The 18313-nt window shown below is 69.2% G+C and carries 17 protein-coding genes; 11 read left to right on the top strand and 6 right to left on the bottom strand.

Going from position 1 to position 18313, the window contains the following annotated elements:
- The first annotated feature begins 3 nt into the window (after positions 1-3).
- From ACP4J3_RS20725 to ACP4J3_RS20740, 4 genes are all read left to right on the top strand, one after another.
- Positions 4-1326, top strand: a complete 1323-nt coding sequence (locus ACP4J3_RS20725; protein WP_426536496.1) for a HupE/UreJ family protein — start codon at positions 4-6, stop codon at positions 1324-1326.
- 276 nt (positions 1327-1602) lie between these two features.
- A complete protein-coding gene (locus ACP4J3_RS20730; RefSeq protein ID WP_426536498.1) occupies positions 1603-1923 on the top strand; it encodes a hypothetical protein in 321 nt (106 codons plus the stop codon).
- Positions 1924-2381: 458 nt separating this feature from the next.
- Positions 2382-3137: a dienelactone hydrolase family protein gene (locus tag ACP4J3_RS20735; protein WP_426536500.1), complete on the top strand. Its 756-nt coding sequence runs from the start codon at positions 2382-2384 to the stop codon at positions 3135-3137.
- Positions 3138-3379: 242 nt separating this feature from the next.
- A complete protein-coding gene (locus tag ACP4J3_RS20740; RefSeq protein ID WP_426536502.1) occupies positions 3380-4585 on the top strand; it encodes an FAD-dependent oxidoreductase in 1206 nt (401 codons plus the stop codon).
- A 452-nt stretch (positions 4586-5037) separates the two neighbouring features.
- Here the strand turns inward: ACP4J3_RS20740 and ACP4J3_RS20745 are convergent, their stop codons facing one another.
- Positions 5038-5280 carry a transposase family protein gene (locus ACP4J3_RS20745; RefSeq protein ID WP_426536504.1) on the bottom strand — a complete coding sequence of 81 codons (243 nt, stop codon included), beginning with the start codon at positions 5278-5280 and terminating at the stop codon, positions 5038-5040.
- A gap of 355 nt (positions 5281-5635) precedes the next feature.
- Between ACP4J3_RS20745 and ACP4J3_RS20750 the strand changes: the two genes are divergently transcribed.
- Positions 5636-6016, top strand: a complete 381-nt coding sequence (locus tag ACP4J3_RS20750) for a hypothetical protein (RefSeq protein WP_426536506.1) — start codon at positions 5636-5638, stop codon at positions 6014-6016.
- Here ACP4J3_RS20750 and ACP4J3_RS20755 read toward each other — a convergent pair.
- Positions 5978-6841: a triphosphoribosyl-dephospho-CoA synthase gene (locus tag ACP4J3_RS20755; protein WP_426536508.1), complete on the bottom strand. Its 864-nt coding sequence runs from the start codon at positions 6839-6841 to the stop codon at positions 5978-5980. The genes ACP4J3_RS20750 and ACP4J3_RS20755 overlap by 39 nt on opposite strands.
- A 9-nt stretch (positions 6842-6850) precedes the next feature.
- The gene (locus ACP4J3_RS20760) at positions 6851-7795 is read right to left on the bottom strand and encodes an intradiol ring-cleavage dioxygenase (protein ID WP_426536536.1); all 945 of its coding nucleotides are present in this window, start codon (positions 7793-7795) and stop codon (positions 6851-6853) included.
- Positions 7796-7857: 62 nt separating this feature from the next.
- Between ACP4J3_RS20760 and ACP4J3_RS20765 the strand changes: the two genes are divergently transcribed.
- From ACP4J3_RS20765 to ACP4J3_RS20780, 4 genes are all read left to right on the top strand, one after another.
- Complete coding sequence (locus tag ACP4J3_RS20765; RefSeq protein WP_426536510.1) at positions 7858-8496, top strand: hypothetical protein; 639 nt, start codon at positions 7858-7860, stop codon at positions 8494-8496.
- Between the two features lie 213 nt (positions 8497-8709).
- On the top strand, positions 8710-9552 hold the full coding sequence (locus ACP4J3_RS20770) for a hypothetical protein (RefSeq protein ID WP_426536512.1): 843 nt from the start codon (positions 8710-8712) through the stop codon (positions 9550-9552).
- A 169-nt stretch (positions 9553-9721) separates the two neighbouring features.
- The gene (locus ACP4J3_RS20775; RefSeq protein WP_426536514.1) at positions 9722-11098 is read left to right on the top strand and encodes a glycoside hydrolase family 43 protein; all 1377 of its coding nucleotides are present in this window, start codon (positions 9722-9724) and stop codon (positions 11096-11098) included.
- A gap of 17 nt (positions 11099-11115) precedes the next feature.
- Complete coding sequence (locus ACP4J3_RS20780) at positions 11116-13116, top strand: RICIN domain-containing protein (protein WP_426536516.1); 2001 nt, start codon at positions 11116-11118, stop codon at positions 13114-13116.
- A 237-nt stretch (positions 13117-13353) separates the two neighbouring features.
- Here ACP4J3_RS20780 and ACP4J3_RS20785 read toward each other — a convergent pair whose 3' ends face one another.
- Complete coding sequence (locus ACP4J3_RS20785; RefSeq protein WP_426536518.1) at positions 13354-13632, bottom strand: hypothetical protein; 279 nt, start codon at positions 13630-13632, stop codon at positions 13354-13356.
- Between the two features lie 334 nt (positions 13633-13966).
- On the opposite strand from ACP4J3_RS20785, the gene ACP4J3_RS20790 reads away from it, so the two are divergent.
- Together ACP4J3_RS20790 and ACP4J3_RS20795 are read left to right on the top strand one after the other, a co-directional pair.
- Positions 13967-15178: a DUF3500 domain-containing protein gene (locus ACP4J3_RS20790; RefSeq protein ID WP_426536520.1), complete on the top strand. Its 1212-nt coding sequence runs from the start codon at positions 13967-13969 to the stop codon at positions 15176-15178.
- Positions 15175-16629, top strand: a complete 1455-nt coding sequence (locus tag ACP4J3_RS20795) for a HupE/UreJ family protein (protein ID WP_426536522.1) — start codon at positions 15175-15177, stop codon at positions 16627-16629. The genes ACP4J3_RS20790 and ACP4J3_RS20795 overlap by 4 nt, the downstream gene beginning before the upstream one ends.
- Before the next feature lie 443 nt (positions 16630-17072).
- Here the strand turns inward: ACP4J3_RS20795 and ACP4J3_RS20800 are convergent, their stop codons facing one another.
- Entirely contained in the window at positions 17073-17396 is a 324-nt protein-coding gene (locus ACP4J3_RS20800; protein WP_426536524.1) for a hypothetical protein, read from the bottom strand.
- A gap of 418 nt (positions 17397-17814) precedes the next feature.
- The coding region (locus ACP4J3_RS20805; protein WP_426536526.1) for a hypothetical protein at positions 17815-18313 on the bottom strand (499 nt) is incomplete at its 5' end.

Consider the following 18313-nt stretch of genomic DNA (forward strand, 5'->3'; position numbering starts at 1 on the left):
ACGGTGCGCCGTCTCCTGCCCGCACGTCCGTCGGCGGCTCGTCTGCTGCCGACGTTCCTGCTCGCGGCCCTCATGCTGGTCGGCGGCCTCGCGTCGCCGGCCGGCGCCCATCCGATGAGCACCTCGGCCGTCCTCCTCGATGTCCGCGACGACCGGGTCGAGGGGGAGGTGCAGCTGCCCGTCGACCGCCTGGCCGTCGCCGTGGACCGGGACCTCACCCGGGAGACCGTGCTCGGCGCCGAGCGGGCGTTCCTCAAGCGGTACACAGCCGAGCACATCACGGCCGTCGGCGAAGACGACCGGCCCTGGACCGTCAGGCTCGGCACCGGTTCAGTCCGCACGATCGACGAGGTGGCGCACCTCGTCTACCCCCTCGAACTCCGCCCGCCCGACGGCCGGGTCACCACCTTCGACCTGGCCTACGACGTCATCGTCGAGGAACTGCTCACCCACAAGGTCATCGCCACCGTCCGCTACGACTTCGACCGCGGCATCCTCAAGACCGACGACGCCGAGACCCTCGGAGTCTTCGACTTCGACACCAAGAGCCTGAAGGTCCCCGCAGGCGAAGGCTCTTGGATCCGAGGCTTCGCCACCACCGCCGGCCTGGGTATCGAGCACGTCGGCGAGGGCGCGGATCACCTGCTGTTCCTCCTCATGCTGCTCATCCCGGCCCCGCTGGTGGCCGCAGAGGGCCGATGGCGCCCGGCCCCTTCACCGCGTCGCGGCATCGTCCGGGTCGTCCACGTCGTCACCGCGTTCGCCATCGGCCACTCGCTCACCCTGGCCCTGGCGGCCACCGGGGTGATCAACCTGCCGACCCGCCCGGTCGAGACCCTGATCGCCTTCTCGATAGCCGTGTCCGCGGTGCACGCTCTACGCCCTCTGGTGGCCCGCGGAGAGATCCTCATCGCCGCCGGTTTCGGTCTCGTCCACGGACTGGCGTTCGCCTCCCTCATCGGCGACCTCGGCCTCGACCGCGGCTCGCTCATGACCACCTTGCTGGGCTTCAACCTGGGCATCGAACTGACCCAACTGCTCGTCGTCGCCCTGATGATGCCCTCCCTGATCGTCCTGGCCCGCACCGCCTTCTACCCCGCGTTCCGCATCGGGGTCGCCCTCCTCGGCCTGCTGTTCTCCGTCTCCTGGATGCTCGAGCGCGCCACCCTCACATCGACCGACCCCTTCGAGGGCGTCCAGACGTGGCTGGTCGGCCACCCGCTGCTCGTCGCCGTGACGGTCGCGGCGCTGGCCGTCGTCGCCCGGCGCACCGCGCCACGGACGCCGTTCGACGGCGACGGAGCGCTTCGATCCGGAGCCCACTGACAGCGTTCATGCCTGCCCGGCCGCTGCGGCAGCCGTGCCCAGGGGGCACCCCCGGGACGAACCCCTCGTACACGATGCTGTCCTACGTGGGCACCTTCCCCATCCGACCGCCTCCGATCTGGCGGAGAGGTACGGCCTGGAGAAGTCCACCGTCAGCCGTCAGCTGTCCCAGCTGGAGGCGGACGGGGGAAATCAGCTCCCTGCGTATGCCCTACATGACCCTGGCCTACCTGGCCGCCCATACCTCCGGTGCGACTGGGCTCTGTGGTCACTGGGGTGACGTACCGTCACCCCGAACTACTCGCCTCGGTCGCCACTACGCTCGACGTGCTGTCCGGCGGCCGGGCCACCCTGGGGCATCGGCGCGGCCTGGTACGACCGCGAGCACCACGGCCTGGGCGCAGCTCGGAAAGCCGACCGCCCGGGGCGGCCGGCCCACGCGCCGTCCTACGGCTGGCCGAGGTCCGCCTGGACGGGCGCGAGCCACGTACTGACCACCGTCCGCGACCCGGCCTGACGGCCGCGCCGGTGTGGTCCGGGGCTTCGACCACTGTTGGGCGGGCGGATGAGGCGTATGGCGCACCCCACCATGCATGACTGACGCAAGTTCTCCGTAAGCACGGATGGCGGTTTTCCACGATCCTGCAGCGAATACTTGGTCACCGAACACTTGGGGACGGAAATTAACAGAGCCGGTACGGGCGCCTTCCGCGGGGACGGGACGGCACCCCGCGCGAGACCCGGGACCACGTACTCCCCCCTCGGGTCCGGGTCTCGCCGCGAGACAGGCATGGGGCCGGGAACGCCCGCCTCAGCACCGAGCCTTGGAGCAGGTTCCCTTCCGTCAGACCGAGCATTACGCTGACCAGGTTTTCCATGCTTCGTCAAGCCGCTGAAAGTGGGTGAAGCATCACCTGCGGCACGGGCGCCACCGAAGCTGCGTGGCGGAATAGAATGAATCGCCGCGATCAAATCGAAACCAGTCATAATGCCGAGCCCTTCCTCTTGGATATCTCGACCAAATTGTGCACCAATGAAAGGAGGGGATGATGCAGATGACCGCTGTGCGTGGAATACCGGTGGATATTCCCACACAGGACGGCAGTGCGGACGCCTACCTGGCGCATCCGGACGGCACCGGCCCGTTCCCCGCTGTCCTGCTCTACATGGACGCCTTCGGGCTGCGCCCGCACCTGAAGAAGATGGCCGACCGTCTGGCCTCGTCCGGGTACACCGTCTTGGCACCCAACGTCTTCTACCGCCACGGACGGGCGCCGGTGATCGACCTGCCCGACTTCGTCGACCCGGCCGCACGCCCGGAGCTCTTCCAGCGGATCGGACCGATCATCCAGTCCCTGACGCCTCAGGCGGCGATGCGGGACGCCGACGCCTACCTGCACTGGCTGGCCGAATGCCCGATGACCAGGGGCGGGCCGGTCGGCGTCACCGGCTACTGCACGGGCGCCGGCCTGGCGTTGCGCACGGCCGGCAGCTACCCGGACCGAGTGGCCGCCGCGGACGGCTTCCACGGCGCGAACCTCGCCTCCACCGCGCCGGACAGCCCGCACCTGCTCGCCGACCGCATCACCGCGGAGCTGTACTTCGGCCATGCCGACCAGGACCGCGCACTGCCCTCCGAGCAGATCGAGCGCCTGAACAGGGCCCTGGCCGAGGCGGGCGTACGCCACCGCTGCGAGGTGTACGCGGGGGCGCGTCACGGATTCACCCAGGCCGATACCGCCACCTACGACCGGGAAGCCGCGGAACGCCACTGGGCGGCACTGCTGGACCTTCTCTCGCGCACACGCTGACCTGCTGAACCAAAAGAAGCGCTGCACGCCACAAAACCGGTCCGGCCCGCACCGGCAGAATGCCGGTGTACAATTCTGTAGCGCACGAATTCTGTAGCACACGAAATTGCATCCCGGTTGGTAGTCCGGGGCGCAGGCCACTGGCGATTACGCCTGGCTGCGCCAATCGTCCTCTCCCTGGGAGAGGCCCGGTGTGCTCCCGAGTACGAGAACTATTTGCACTGGGAGTACTTTTGTCTGGGATGCGTATTGTCATCGTCGGCGGCGGGCTTGCCGGGCTGACGCTGGCCCACTACCTGAACCGGCACGGCCTGGACGTGGCCGTCTACGAGCGCGACACGAGCATCGGCGCCCGCGAGGCCGGCTACCGGATCCACATCAACTCCACCGGCACCTCCGCCCTCTACGCGGCCCTGGAGCCCGAGCTGTGGGAGCTGTTCCTGGCGACCTCCGGGATGCCCAACGACGACATGCTGCTGTTCGACGAGCGGCTCAACCCCCGCCCGGGCCGGGACAAGTCCGCCACCGAAGGCATCGGGGTGCCCACCGACATCCCGGAGCACCTGGTGGTGTGCCGCTCGACACTGCGCCGGATCCTCCACCTCGGCCTGGAAAAGACCGTCCACTTCGGCGCCAAGGCCACCGGGTACCGCTCCAACCCGGACCGCACCGTCACCGTGCTCCTCGACACCGGGGAAACGGTCGAGGCCGACGTGCTGATCGCCGCCGACGGCATCAACTCCGCCCTGCGGGCCCAGAGGCTGCCGCAGGTGAAGGTCGCCGACCTTGCCGCGCGCCACATAGCCGCGAAGGTCCCGATCACCGAGGAGACCAAGGCCAAGCTGCCGGCGCAGCTGTTCAACACCTTCTCGCTGGCCTACGACTCCGACCACACCGGGCTCACCCTGGGCCCGCTGGAGCGCAGCAATCCCGACTCGCCGCTGGTCAAGGAACAGGACCAGGACTTCCAGGACGAAGCCACCAAGAACTACGCGCTGAGCATCTTCAACTCCCGCGTCGAACTCATGATGCCCGACGCCGAGTTGTTCGCCGCCACGCCTGAGCGGCTGAAGGCGTACGCGCTGGAGCGCGTGGCCTCCTGGGATCCCGCCCTGGTGGAGACCGTCCGGCTGTGGGACGTCACCACGGTGCAGCCACTGACCCTGCGCAGTTGCGTGCCGGTGACCGCCTGGGAGCCCTCGAACGTGACCGTCATGGGCGACTCCATCCACGCCATGAGCCCGGCGTTGGGCATCGGCGCCAACACCGCGCTGCGCGACGCGCACGTCCTCGGCGGTGAACTGCTCGTCGTCGCGCGGGGCGACAAGGCGCTCCTGGACGGCATCGGCGCCTACGAAGAAGCCATGCGCGGCTACGGCTACCGGGCTCTCCGGATGTCCGCGGCCGTTGGCGAGAAGGTGATCGGTCACCTCCCACTGCCCGAGTAGGCTCACACGTCAGCGTCCACGAACCCGGGATGTCCCGGCTCCGGCCCCGCCGGGGCCGGGACACCCGGCATCCGTGTCCCGGACTTCTCCTCCCCGCAGCCGCCCCGCCACGACCACACCGCCCTTCAGCCACGCCAGGCGGAGAACATGTCGCCCCCCTGGCCTTTGTCACCGGCGCCTCGTCCGGCATCGGCGCCACCTACGCCCGGCTCCTCGCCACCACGTGCGATTTCACCCGTCGCCCGGCGCGTCGACCGGTTGGACCACCTGGCCGACGAACTACGCGAGGCCGACGCGGCCGTCGAGGTCCCACCCGCCGGCCTCGGCCTACGCTCCGACCTGGCCACTGAGCCTTCACCAACTTCGAATCCGCAGGTCATCGGAGCTGGTGTGGGTCAGCGATCTCGTACTCGTGCTGGTCGTGGGCGGTTGCCTGCTTGCAAGATCGTCTGTCACAGGAGCGCGGTCGCGTAACGGGGAGACAGTCGCAGCTTGGTGATGATGCGCCAGTTCTTCAAATGGACGAACGCGTGCTCGCAGACCGCACGGACGGACACGATCAGCTTGTTGACCTGCTTCTTCGCCGACGTGAGCGGTTCGGTGCGGGCGGCCTTGTAGCCGGTGATGACCACCGGATTGTCCGTATCGTCGTCCAGGCCGGTGAAGCCGAGGTCGCCGATCCGTGCCCAGCTCATGGGCCCGCAGGCGCTCGACGAGCTTGTTGTAGCGGGCAGTGGTGATCTCCGAGGAGTGTCCCGGGCGGGCCGCGGAAAGCCACAGCAGCCGGCCCTTGTCGTCGGTGAGCGCGAGGAAGAGCAGGCCGTGGGTCTTATGTTTCCCGCTGTAGTTGCGGCGGTTGTCCGCGCCGGTGCGGCGCCGGGCAGTTCTATCACCTCCAGCACCCAACGGCGCACCGTCGTGGCCGCCTGACTGGTCTCCGCGCTGTTCGTACTCAACACCGGGGCGGTGATGGTCTTCTAGGTGCGGATGGCGCGCGGGATCACGGGGCTCGCGTCGGCTACGCGCGCGGTGTGGCGGTCGGGCTGAGTCATGCTGGCGGCGTGCGCGGTGTTCGCCCTGTCGGCGGGGGCGTCGCCGTACATGGCCGTCGGTGCGCTGGTCGTCGGGGCGGTGCTGCAAGTCGTCGCGGAGATGGGGCAGTCGGCCGGTTCCTGGCAGCTGTCCCTCGACCTGGCCCCGGCTGACTGCATCGGGCGAGTACCAGGGCTCTTCGGGCCCGGCGTGACCGTGGCCCGCACCCTGGGCCCGCTGGTCCTGACCTCGCTGCTGCTCGGGTGGGGGACGGCGGGGTGGCTGCTGATGGGAGGGGCGACGCTGGTGGCGTCGTACGCGATGGGCCCGGCGACGCGCCGGGCCCACGAGCGACGGCTCTCAGGCAGCTCGTACTCGCGAACTGATGCCGGTGCCTGACCTCGAACCGACGGTCACCGGAAGCGAGTCCAGGAACAACGCCCCCGCCAGCAGCCCCGCGCTCCCCCTCGGGCTCCACGCGCGCGCGTGCAGGTCGGCGTCGAGGGCGTGCAGAGCCACGCGGCCGGCCTCCGTCGCCGTACCGCTGGCGTCGAGGACCCCGCGGGCGCCGGCCTGGACGTGCCGGAGGCCGATGGGGCCCGCGGTGTGCAAGAGTTCGGTGTCCTGGAGGGTGGACATGACGGTGAGCAGGGCATCCAGGCGGGCCTCGTTCTCGTCGGCGCCGGCCGAACGGGCGGCGGCGAGGGCGTCCAACGCCCGCCGTATGTGCGGGAATCCGGCCCGTGCCTCGCCCCGCGCCCCGGCGGCGCCGTACTTCGCCGAGATCGACGAGCCGCGCGAGGGCCGTCGCTGGACCCGTCGGTCGGGGTGGGCGGCGATGCACTTGGCGGCCACGGCCACGTCCTTCGCCTCGGCATGCGGGTCGAGGGCGGCCGCGGCGACCAGCAGGCCGAGCGCCCACAGGGCGCCGCGGTGGCCGCCGCCGGCCAGGCCCACCGAGTGCTCGGTGCAGCGGCCGATCGCCCCGAGTTCCGTACGGAGCTGGGAAGTGGGCTCGCCCGTGCGGCGGGCCGCTGCGGCCATCGCCGCGAGGCCGGGCGCGAGCGCCTTGGCAGACCAGCGCAGAGCGGTGTGGTCCACCCGGGTCGTACGGGCGCCCAGGTCGCGCGGATCGGGCAGGCCGGGCTTGGGAGCGAGCGCCAGTTGTCCGGTCAGCGCGGTCACGGCGGCCTGCGCCAATGCTTCGTCCTCGCGGCTGATCATGGCCGTACCTTAGGAGGACGCCGAGGCCGACGGGGAGGCACTGTCGCTCGGCGGCGTGCCCGTGGGGGCGTCGCTCGGGGGCGTACCGCCCTCGCCGCCACCGCCGCTGCCCGCACCGGTGTTCTCCGCGTCGGGGTCGACGCCAAGGGTGAGGGAGCCCTTGTAGCCCTTGGACGGGTTCTTCTTGTGCACGGCCTTGAGGGTGAGCAGACCGCTGGAGGCACCGCCGCCGTCGTACACCATGTCGTTGTCGAGGGTGGTGTAGCTGCCGGAGTGCTGAGAGTAGGGCTCCAATGTGAAGATCTCCTCGGCGATGTCGTCGGCGAAGAACAGCTGGCCGGTGTAGTTGACCTTGCCACCCTCGTAGGTGCCGTCCTCCTTCTGGCCACCGGTGTGCACCTTGAGGTGGATGTGGCAGGTGCGCGGGGTGTACCAGCCCGGGAAGATCGTCTCGAACTTGACGACCCCGTTGGCGTTGGCGATCTGGTAGCCGCGCAGGTAGGTCTGGTCGTTGGCGGTCGAGCCGTCCTCGCTCTCCGCGGGCGCGGAGCCGCCGGGGTTGGCGGTGGTGTAGCCGGAGTAGTAGCCCCAGGCGTCGCAGTGCCAGATCTCGACGGCGGCTCCCTTGACCGGGGTGCAGCCGTCGGTGGCGTCGACGACGGTGAGACGCAGCGTCAGCGGGACGCCGCTCTTGCCCTCGGTGATGTCCTTTCTCACCAGGGCGCCGTCGAGGTAGTACGGGCCCTCGGTAACATTCGACATCAGTGTCATGCACTCGCTGCTGGTGGAGATCGCCGAGGCGCTGGCGGTGGCATCGGCAGTGGTCGTCGTCGCGTCATCGGCGAAGGCCGCCTGGTATCCGGCCACGGCGAGGCCGCCGGCGGCGACCGTGCCGCCGGTCACCGCGAGGGCGCGGCGCCGGGTGGTCGAGGTGTCTCGGTGGTTTCCTACCATGTCCATGAACGTAGGGACGGCGTCTGTCAAGAGCCTGAGCCGTCGCTGTGTGGAAGCCGAGAATGCGTACCGCGTATCTTCAGGAAGGTGTGGTAGTCGGCGCGTTGGCGCTACACCGTCATCAGCGGCGCGTCCTTCTTCCACTTGAAGATCAAATGGCGAGGGTGGGGGGTGACAACCCAACGGCGCACCGTCGTGGCGGAGATGCGGTTGCCGCCCGCCGCGTCGGCAAGCCGCTGGTCATGACGGAGAACCGCGAGAACGATCGTAGCTATCTTGCCGCGGTAGCCTCACACCTGGGTATGACGGTGCCAGGTCGCAGCGTGGCGTGCATCTGGCGCACCGTGCAACACGTGGACCTCGTGCACGCGCTCTACTACACGCTAATGCACGGGCTGTTCAGGCTGTTCGGCGGTGAGCTGCTGACGTTGCGCCTGCCCTCAGTGGTGGCGGAGTCCTTGGCCGCAGCCGGCGTCGGACTCCTGGGACGTCGTCTCGCCGGTTCTCGTGTCGGACTGCTGGCCCGGCCGCTGTTCCCAGGTCCCGCACGTAGCCGGACGGTGCGAGAGCGCGACCGGACCGGGGACGACGGCATCGACTGGATCCAAGCCGCGAATCACTTCCGGCGCGGATCCAACCGTCCGCGTACGGACGGCAACTCCTGTGAAAGTACGCCCGAACTCTCGAAGGCCCCCAGGTAACCGACGTAACTTCCGTCACGTCCCCACCACAACCGCTTTCTGTCCTCAGGAGACACACCCCATGCCCAGACTCTTCGCCTGCCCGGCGGCCGGCGCGGCCGCTCTCGGCGGGCTCACCATGGCCGCCCCGTCCGCGGCGGCCGCCGACTCGGGCAGCTTCAGCGTCCAGCACCACGACGATCGGTCAGCGGGTAGCGCCGTACGACATCGTCCATGTGCAGGAGGACTTCAACTACCACGCCTACCTGTACGCGGCCGACACCGCGCACGCCTACCGCACCCCCACCAGCGGCGGCGCCGGCATCGGCAGCGGCCTCGACACGCTGTCGGCACCAACGACGACGACCTCGCCGCACGAGGGACAACCTCGCCCAGCTCACCGACTTCATCGCCACCCACTCCGCCGGCAACGCCGTCGTAGTCATGGGTGACACCAACACCCGCTACACCCGCTACACCCGCTCCGGCGACACCATCGCAGAGTTCGCCGCCGCGGGCGGCCTCACCGACGCCTGGGGCCAGCTGATCCGCGGCGGCAGCGCGCCCGCCAAGGGCAGCGACGCGCTGGTCTGCGACCAGACGGGCACCACCGTCCCCAACACCTGCGAGGTTGTCGACAAGATCCTCTACCGGGGCAGCAAACTCGTCACGCTCAACGCCACGCCCTACAACAACGAGCACTCCAAGTTCCTCACCGACGACGGACTGATGCTGTCCGACCACGACCCGATCACCGCCGGATTCACCTGGTCGCGCAACGCCGCGTTCCAGCTCAGCGACCAGTTCAGCGGCCCGCACGGCGACTACTACAACGACATCGACAGCGTGCCCGCCGGCGCCCGCGCCACCACCATCGCCCTGCGCGCCGGGTCCCGGGTCGACCAGTTGAGCCTCACCCTGTCCAACGGCACCACGCTCGCCCACGGCGGGACCGGCGGCACCACGACCTCCGACTGCGTGACCCGCACCGCGCCTTCCGGATGGCAGATCGCCGGATTCCACGGCCGCTCCGGCGACGAGGTCGACAAGGTCGGCTTCATCTACACCCAGCGCTGATCCTGCCCGCCCCGGGGCCACTCGCACCCCTGGGCCCACAGGAAACACAAATATATGACAGGAAGATTGACGAGCACATGACCTGGCTCTACGGTCTGATCGATTTTCCGAACTTCGTTCGAAATACCGGTCACTTCGGGCGCCCCCGCACGCCACCTTGGAGCACAAGATGAGCGAGAACCCCCATCTGTCCCGTCGCGCTCTCCTCGGCATGACCGCCGCCGTCCCCCTAGCCCTGACACTCGGCACGGGCACCGCCCACGCCGCCGACTCGGCGTACGCGATGGTCTACTTCACCGAGTCGACCAATCTCGGCGACGGCACCGACTACGGCCTGCACCTGGCCGTCAGCCCCGACGGACTGAACTGGACGCCGCTCAACCAGAACAACCCCCTGGTCACCCCCACCGCCGGCGCGCTGGGCCTGCGCGACCCGTTCCTCATGCGCAAGCAGGACGGCACCTTCGTGGTGCTCGCCACCGACCTCAAGGGCACCGACTGGAGCTACAACAGCCAGTACATCCACGTCTGGGACTCCGCCGACCTGCGCACCTTCACCGGTTACCGGCGCCTGAAACTGCACGACATGACGACCCACAGCTGGGCACCGGAGGCGTTCTGGGACGCCGGCCGAGGCCAGTACGCGGTCATCTACTCCTCCGTGAACGACAGCGGCCACAACGTCATCATGGTCAACTACACCAGCGACTTCGTCACAGCCTCCGCCCCGCAGGTGTTCTTCGACCCCGGCTACGACGTCATCGACGGCGACATGGCGGTCGGCGTGAACGGCTACAACTACCTCTACTTCAAGAAGAACCAGACGCTGGTGGGCGCCAGGTCCACCTCCCTGGACCCGGGCAGCTTCGCCGAGTACAGCGCCGGTGTGGCGCACGGCGGCACCGAGGCCCCGACACTGGTCAAGTCCCTCACGTCCGGCAACTGGTGGCTGTGGGGCGACACCTACACGCCCAACGGTGTCTTCTACGCGTGGCAGTCGAGCAGCCTGGCCTCCGGCACCTGGACCGCGCTGGACCAGAAGACCTACACGCAGCCGGTCAACTCCAAGCACTGCGGCATCACGACGATCACCACGACCGAGTACGACAACCTACTCGCCAAGTGGGGCTCACCGGCCTGGAACCGGCTCAAGTCCTACAACTACCCGGCCCGTTACATCCGCCACTCCAACTACGTGGGCCGTATCGACGTGTACCCGATCGAACCGTACAAGGACTCCCTGTGGACCCTGGTCCCCGGGCTCGCCGACAGCTCCGGGGTCTCCTTCCGGTCGGTCAACTACCCGACCCGCTATCTGCGGCACTACAACTACGCGCTGCAGCTGGACGCGAACGACGGCACCTCGACCTTCGCCGCGGACGCGACCTTCTACCGCACGGCGGGCCTCGCGGACGCGAGCTGGGCGTCCTTCCGCTCGTACAACAACCCCACGCGCTACATCCGCCACTCGGACTACGTCCTGCGCATCGACCCCATCTCCACGACCACGGACCGGCAGGACGCGACCTTCCGGGTCGGGTACTGATCATGAAAGGCTCCCCCATGCAGCACAGCTCCGCACGTGGCTGGGCCAGACGCGTCACCGTGCGCGTCCTCGCCCTCGCCCTGGCCCTGGTCGGCCTGACGGCCCTGGCCGACCACGATTCGTCGGCACCGCTGTCCGCCGAGCCGACCGCGGTCAGCACCACGCAGGCCGCCGTCACTCCGCCGCCGATGGGCTGGGCGTCCTGGAACAGCTTCGCCAGCAGCATCGACCACACCGTCATCAAGCAGCAGGCCGACGCCCTGGTCTCCTCCGGGATGGCAGCGGCCGGCTATCAGTACGTCAACCTCGACGACGGCTGGTGGCAGGGCGACCGCGACGCGGACGGCAACATCGTCGTCGACGAGACCCTGTGGCCCGGCGGCATGAAGGCCATCGCCGACTACATCCACAGCAAGGGCCTCAAGGCCGGCATCTACACCGACGCCGGCAAGCAGGGCTGCGGCTACTACTACCCCACCACCCGCCCCGCCGCACCCAACACCGGTATGGAGGGCCACTACCAGCAGGACCTGGAGACCTTCCAGCGCTGGGGCTTCGACTACGTCAAGATCGACTGGTGCGGCGGCCGCGTGGAGGGCCTGGACCAGGAGACGACCTACAAGGCCATCACCGCCGCCAACGAGGCCGCCACCGCCGTCACCGGCCGCAAGCTCGTGCTGTCCTTCTGCGAGTGGGGCACCGGGCTGCCCTGGAACTGGGCCACCGGATACGGCGACCTGTGGCGCACCAGCACCGATGTCATCTTCTGGGGCCAGACCCCGACCACCGGCATGATGCTCGCCAACTTCGACAAGGGGCTGCACCCGGCCGCCCAGCACACCGGGTACTACAACGACCCGGACATGCTGATGGTCGGCATGAGCGGCCTGAGCGACGCTCAGAACCGGCTGCACATGGGCCTGTGGGCGATCTCCGGCGCCCCGCTGCTGGCCGGCAACAACGTGGCCACGATGAGCACCGCCACCCGCGACATCCTCACCAACTCCGAGGTCATCGCCATCGATCAGGACCCCCGGGGCCTTCAGGGCGTCAAGGTCGCCGAGGACACCCGGAACCTGCAGGTCTACGGCAAGGTGCTCTCCGGCACCGGTAAGCGCGCGGTGCTCCTGCTCAACCGCACCGGCTCCGCCGCGAACATGACCGTCCGCTGGGCCGACCTCGGCCTGACCGATGCCTCCGCGTCCGTCCGCAACGTGTGGACGGGCACCAACGTCGCGTCCCACGCCACGAGTTACTCCACCACCGTCCCGGCGAACGACGCCGTCCTGCTCACCGTCTCCGGCACCGAGGCGTCCGGCACGACCTACGAGGACACCACCACCGCCACCACGCCCACGTTCAGTGCCGTCACGACCGGCGCGGCGGGCACCAAGCTGGTGGACATCACCTACGCCAACGGCGGCAGCACGGCCCGTAAGGCGACCATCAAGGTCAACGGCCAGTACAGCTACGTCGTGGCCTTCCCGCCGACCGGCTCAGCCACGACCTATCGCACGGTGTCCGTACTGGCGCACCTGGCCAAGGGCACCAACACCGTGCGCTTCGCGACGGTCTCCGGCAGCACCGCGCCCGACATCGACGCCATCCGGGTTCAGGGCATCCCCGGCACCGACGGCGTGGCCCTCGTCGGCGCCGCCTCGAACCGCTGCGTCGGCCTGGAGAAGAACACCATCACCAACGCCTCTCAGGCCATCCTGTGGGACTGCTTCGGCGGGCGGAACGAGACCTTCACGCAGACCTCACGCGGCGAGCTCGTCGTCTACGGCAACAAGTGCCTGGACGCCGACAACAACGGCACCACCAACGGCACCAAGGTCATCATCTGGGACTGCAACAACGGCACCAACCAGAAGTGGACCGCCAACGCCAACGGAACCGTCACCAACAACCTCTCCGGCCTCTGCCTGGACGCCTCGGGGGCGGCGACCACCAACGGCACCAAGCTGATCCTGTGGACCTGCAACGGCCAGACGAACCAGCAGTGGACCCTCAACTGACCTCACCTGTGCTGCCACACCGCCCGTCGCCGACCCGGCCGTCGAACCGGCCCCGGCGACGGGCGGTGTCGCCTGCCGGGCAGCTGCACCGGCCGGGAATCAGTGGGCGGACAGACCGGGCCAGACGGCCGAGGCGTAGTCGCGGTCGGGGTCGGGCAGGCGGATCGGGCGGATCGGGCGGATGGGAACGGTGCGGGTACCGCACTCCGACACGGCCGTCCACGGGGCGGGGTGGCCCTAGTAGCACAGGGTGGTGAGGGCGAAGACGCCGTCGGCGTAGACCTCGATGTGTTCGCCGATGGTGAGGATGCGCAGGGTTGCCGCGGGTTCGGTCCTGCCGTCGCAGCCGACGAGCAGGGCCGGGCGGTCACCGTCGGGGGTATCGGTGCGCAGGGTGGTCTCGACGCGGCCGGTGAGGGTGAGGTCGCCGACCGCGTGCAGGGCGGGCTGTTCCCTCTGGACGTCGTCGCCGCAATCACGCGTCGGACGCTGTTCAGCGAGGGGGAGCGCGGCCATCCTGCCGACGATGGAGAAGGTGCCGGGACGGCGGTCTTCTCTGACGCGCGCCCGTTTCGGCGGCTGAGGCCGCAATGAGAGAAACCTGTCAACAAGCCCAGGATATTTCCCGTATATGGGGATCCCGCCATCCAAGTGGGACAGGTCCGAAGGCTCGCGCGTTGAGCTGTCAACGATATTGCTGATAGCTCTCTCATCCAGCGCGCGCCTGTTCTGGACGCCGTCGCCCGCAGAGTCGGCGCATCGTCCCCCACCCTTGTCTTCAGGAGTGTTCGTGAGCAAAGAGAGAACAAGTCGGGCTCGTAACCGACGGACTTGGCGGGGCATAGCCGGCGTGGCCGCCGGTGTGGTCCTCGTCGGAGGCGGATTCGTGGCGGCCAACGCCGCGACGACCACGGGCGCCGCGAAGAAGGCCGGTGTCCACTACCCGGTCGACAAGAAGGCCAACGGCGTCGCGGCCGTGGTCAGCGCCGCCAACGCGTTCCTGAACACGCTGGACTCCGACCAGCAGGCGGCGACGGTCCTGGACTACTCCCAGGCGAACGCGACCGCGTGGTCGAACCTGCCGTGCGGCTCGTCCTGCCGGGTCGGCATCCAGACGGGCTCGCTGAGCGACGAGCAGCTGGCCGCCCTGAAGAACGTGCTGAAGGTGGCCCTGGGGACCGGCGAGGGCACCGGCTACGAGCACGTTCTTGAGACCCTCCTGGCCGACGACCAGCTGGCCTCGGCGGAGGGCTCGGGCTCCGGGCCCGCCGCGCCGACGGACAGCGCGTCGAGCGACGCCTCGGCCTCGGCTGCCCCCTCGGCAGACCCGAGCGCCACGGCCAGCGGCGCCCCGACGGGCGCCCCGCCGTCCGGCGACCCCGGCGGCGGCGCAGGCGGCGGCGCAGGGTACGGCAGCGACATCTACCTCATGGCCTTCCTGGGCACCCCGTCGGTCGACGGCACCTGGCAGCTGCAGTTCGGCGGCCACCACCTCGCCGTGAACATCACCTACAAGAACGGCAAGGTGGCCGGCGCCAGCCCGTACTTCACCGGCGTCGAGCCCACCAGCTGGACCGCGGACGACGGCACCACGTACGAGCCGATGGCGAAGTTCCGCAACGGCATGCTCGCCCTGACCGGCAGCCTGAGCACGGAGCAGCTGGCCGAGGCCAAGCTGTCCGAGTCCTTCAACGACGTGCTGCTCGGCCCGGGCGAGGACGGCCAGTTCCCGGAGACCAAGGAGGGCATCAAGGCCAGCGAGCTGTCGCCCGAGCAGCAGAAGCTGGTCCTGGCGGCGATCCACCCCTGGGTCGCGGGCGTGGACGACGCCACCGCGAAGAAGCTCATGAAGACGTACGCGCGTGAGCTGAACGAGACCTACATCGGCTACTCCGGCGGCACGGGCCTGGACACCCAGGGAGACTACGTCCGCATCGACGGCCCCAGCGTGTGGATCGAGTTCGTCTGCCAGAACGGCTTCGTCTACCAGGACAAGGTCCACTACCACACCGTCTACCGGGACCACACCCGCGACTACGGCAGCGGGTTCTCCTTCTCATGACCGGACCGCGAGACTGGCTGACCGCAGCGCTGACACGCCTGGTGGCCGGGATCGCGATCGTGGTACCGGCGGCGCTCCTCCTCGGGGCGTCGCCGGCCGCCGCGCATCCGATGCCGCACTCGGTGGTGGAACTCGACGTGTACCAGGCCTCGGTGAGTGCTCGTCTGGAACTGCCGGCCGACGACTTCTCCGGGGCCAGCGGGATCGACCTGAGCGACACCACCCAGGCCACGCTGTCCGGAAAGGCCGAGGCCATCCGGACCTACCTCGGCAAGCACATCCACCCGACCAGCACCGGGGGCAAGGCCTGGCAGGTCAGCATCGGCGAACTGAGCCTCAGCAGCACCGAGCAGACCTCCACCGGCCCCTACCGGGAGCTGGTCGCCGAGGCCGTCCTCACTCCGCCGGCCGGCACCGACGTACGGCGCTTCACCTTCGGCTACGACGTCATCGTCCACCAGGTCATCACGCACACTGCCCTGGTGACGGTCCGTCAGGACTGGGCCGCCGGACAGATCGAGGACGAGGGCACCACCCAGGTCGGCACCATCCGGGTCGACACCCGGACCATGACGGTCCCGGCTCTTAAGGTCGACCTCGGCGAGGGCAGCGCCTGGCGCGGGTTCCTCGCCATGCTGAAGCTGGGTGGCGACCACATCCTCACCGGCACCGACCACCTGCTCTTCCTGCTGATCCTGCTCCTGCCCGCGCCGCTCGCGGCCACCGGACGGCGCTGGGACGGCCTGGTCGGCGCCCGGTCCGCGCTTCTCCGGATCGGCCGCATCACGCTCGCCTTCACCGCCGGGCACTCCGTCGCGCTGGCCGTCACCGCGCTCGGCCGCCTGGACATCCCCGACTGGCCGGTCGAGGCGTTCATCGCCGCCAGCATCCTCGTCGGCGCGATCCACGCGATCCGCCCCCTCTTCCCGGGCAAGGAGGCGCTCGTGGCCGGGGTCTTCGGGCTCGGCCACGGCATGGCGTTCTCCTTCGTCCTGGCGGAGATGCACCTGTCCACCGGGCAGCTCGTGACCAGCCTCCTCGGCTTCAACCTCGGCATCGAACTGGTCCAGCTCCTGCTGGTCTGCCTGGCCCTGCCCTCACTGCTGGTGCTGGCACGCCTGCGCGTCCAGCCCACGCTACGACTGGCCGGCGCCCTGCTCACCGCCACGGCGGCCGTCGGCTGGCTGGCCGACCGCCTCGGCCTGCCCAACCCCGTCGCCCGGGCGGCCGACAGCGCCGGATCCCACACCACTGCGATGCTGGCCGTCCTCACGGTGACCGCACTCGCCGCCACCGCCTGGACCCTGGCCACCCGTCGGCACGCACGGCCCGGACCGGCCGAGCCCGCTGCGGTGACATGTCCCGAGCGTGAAGGGCGACACGCGGCGACGACGTGTGAGCCGTACGATCGGGACCAGTCGACGGACACCGCCAACTCAGCGGCGACATAGAGCGGTTGAGAGCCGCAAGCGGGTGATCACGGGTGGCGTCAGAGACCGGAGCGTGTCATTCGGAGCAGCGAGACGGCCCTATGACGGGCCGGGGCTCGTCGACGCCTCGGGCTGTTCAGGCTCGGCGCGAGCCGGGCCCTGGTGATCGCGGCCGACACCGAGCGGCCCTGGCCGAGGACATCTGCGAGGACGTCCCCGTCGTGGCCGTCACTGCTACGACGGCGTCACCCTCACGGCCTGCAGGATCACCCGCTGTCGGGGGCTATTGTTCCCCGTCCGAGCACCAGTCCTCGGGGCTTCGCCGCACCCGGCGGGCCGGTCCAGGACGGAGCGCAGTCCGCCTCCAGGACCTGACCACAGAAGCTCATCGCCTCCTGGCCCCTGCGACCGCGACCGCGGCGGTGGCCTCCATCGAACCGACCACCCACGCCACGTGACGCCTTCTAGGGCACAGGGGACAGATCGAGTCGTACGGGCTCGTCGCGGTCACAGTGCAGGGTGCCGTCGACGACCCGTGCGGCGGCGACCTGGAGCGAGGAGCGGCGGGTGGCGTAGGTGTCCTCCTCGGCGGCGGCGCCGACGCGGCCGGGGTGGGTGAAGTAGAAGACATAGGCAGTCTCCGCCTGAACGACCACGTCGGCGTGAAGGCCGATGGTCTGGTCGTCGGGGCGGCTGCCAGGCTTGTCCAGGATCAGGCCCCGGTGTTCCCAGGTGGTGAGGTCGTCCGAGCGCAGCACGCCCTGGCCGCGCCATTCGTCGACGAGCATCCAGTAGTGGCCGCCGAGTTCGAAGACGTTGGGCCCTTCGTGCGGGCGATGGCCCGCACCCCGAACGCACCCGCGAACGGCTCGTCGGCGAAGACCTCACCCAGCCGGTCCCGCACCCGCATCGCCAGGCTTCCCCGCGGGAACGCCGCACGCGCCACCGCAACGGTCTGTTCCGGGATCTCGGGCAGCCCCTTCGGCTGCAACGACATCGCTCACCCTCCCCGCCGCCGCACGACAGAAGACGGCCACAGAGACGATCATCCCGCAGCGGCAGGACGCAGCGCCGAGAATTGCAGCAGAGTCGGCTTGCTCGCTAAAGCACGCCCAAGAGAGTTTGGATGTATGTGCTCCGGCGTGCCCGGCGATCGTGGCGCCGAGTTGAGTGGAACGGTATGCCACGCAGTGCGCTTCGGGGTCACTAAAAGAGGGTGCGGATCAGCACTCCGGGTATCAGGTAGAGCGTGACCCAGGCAGCTGCCAGGAACGCCGCCGTGCCTACGCAGGTTCCGAGGGCCAGCCACAGGGGTGCCCAGGCTCCGAGTGGATTGTCCTTGTCCGGGGCTCCCGGGATATACCAGACGGTGCGGTACGGCAGGACAGCCACGGCAGGACCGCCCACCGTGCGTATGTATTCATGCCGACGACCTGACACATCGGTGACCGCGAAGACATGCCTGTGCAGCCCTCCGGTGGTCTGCCTGCGCACGAAGTCGGCCCGTACGCGCCCGCCATGGCGCGCGATCTGCCACAGCAGCCAAAGGCATCTGCCGGTGCCGAATCCGGTGACATAGGCCAAGCCGCCGAACATCCCACCGAAGAACGAGACCAACAGCGCCGACACTAGGGCCTGTTGCGAAAGTGGATCTTGTTCGTTGATGATCACGTCCCGTGGGACGTGGGGATCTGACGAACGGCCA

This window comes from Streptomyces sp. UG1 (assembly GCF_049974585.1).
Lineage (GTDB): Bacteria > Actinomycetota > Actinomycetes > Streptomycetales > Streptomycetaceae > Streptomyces.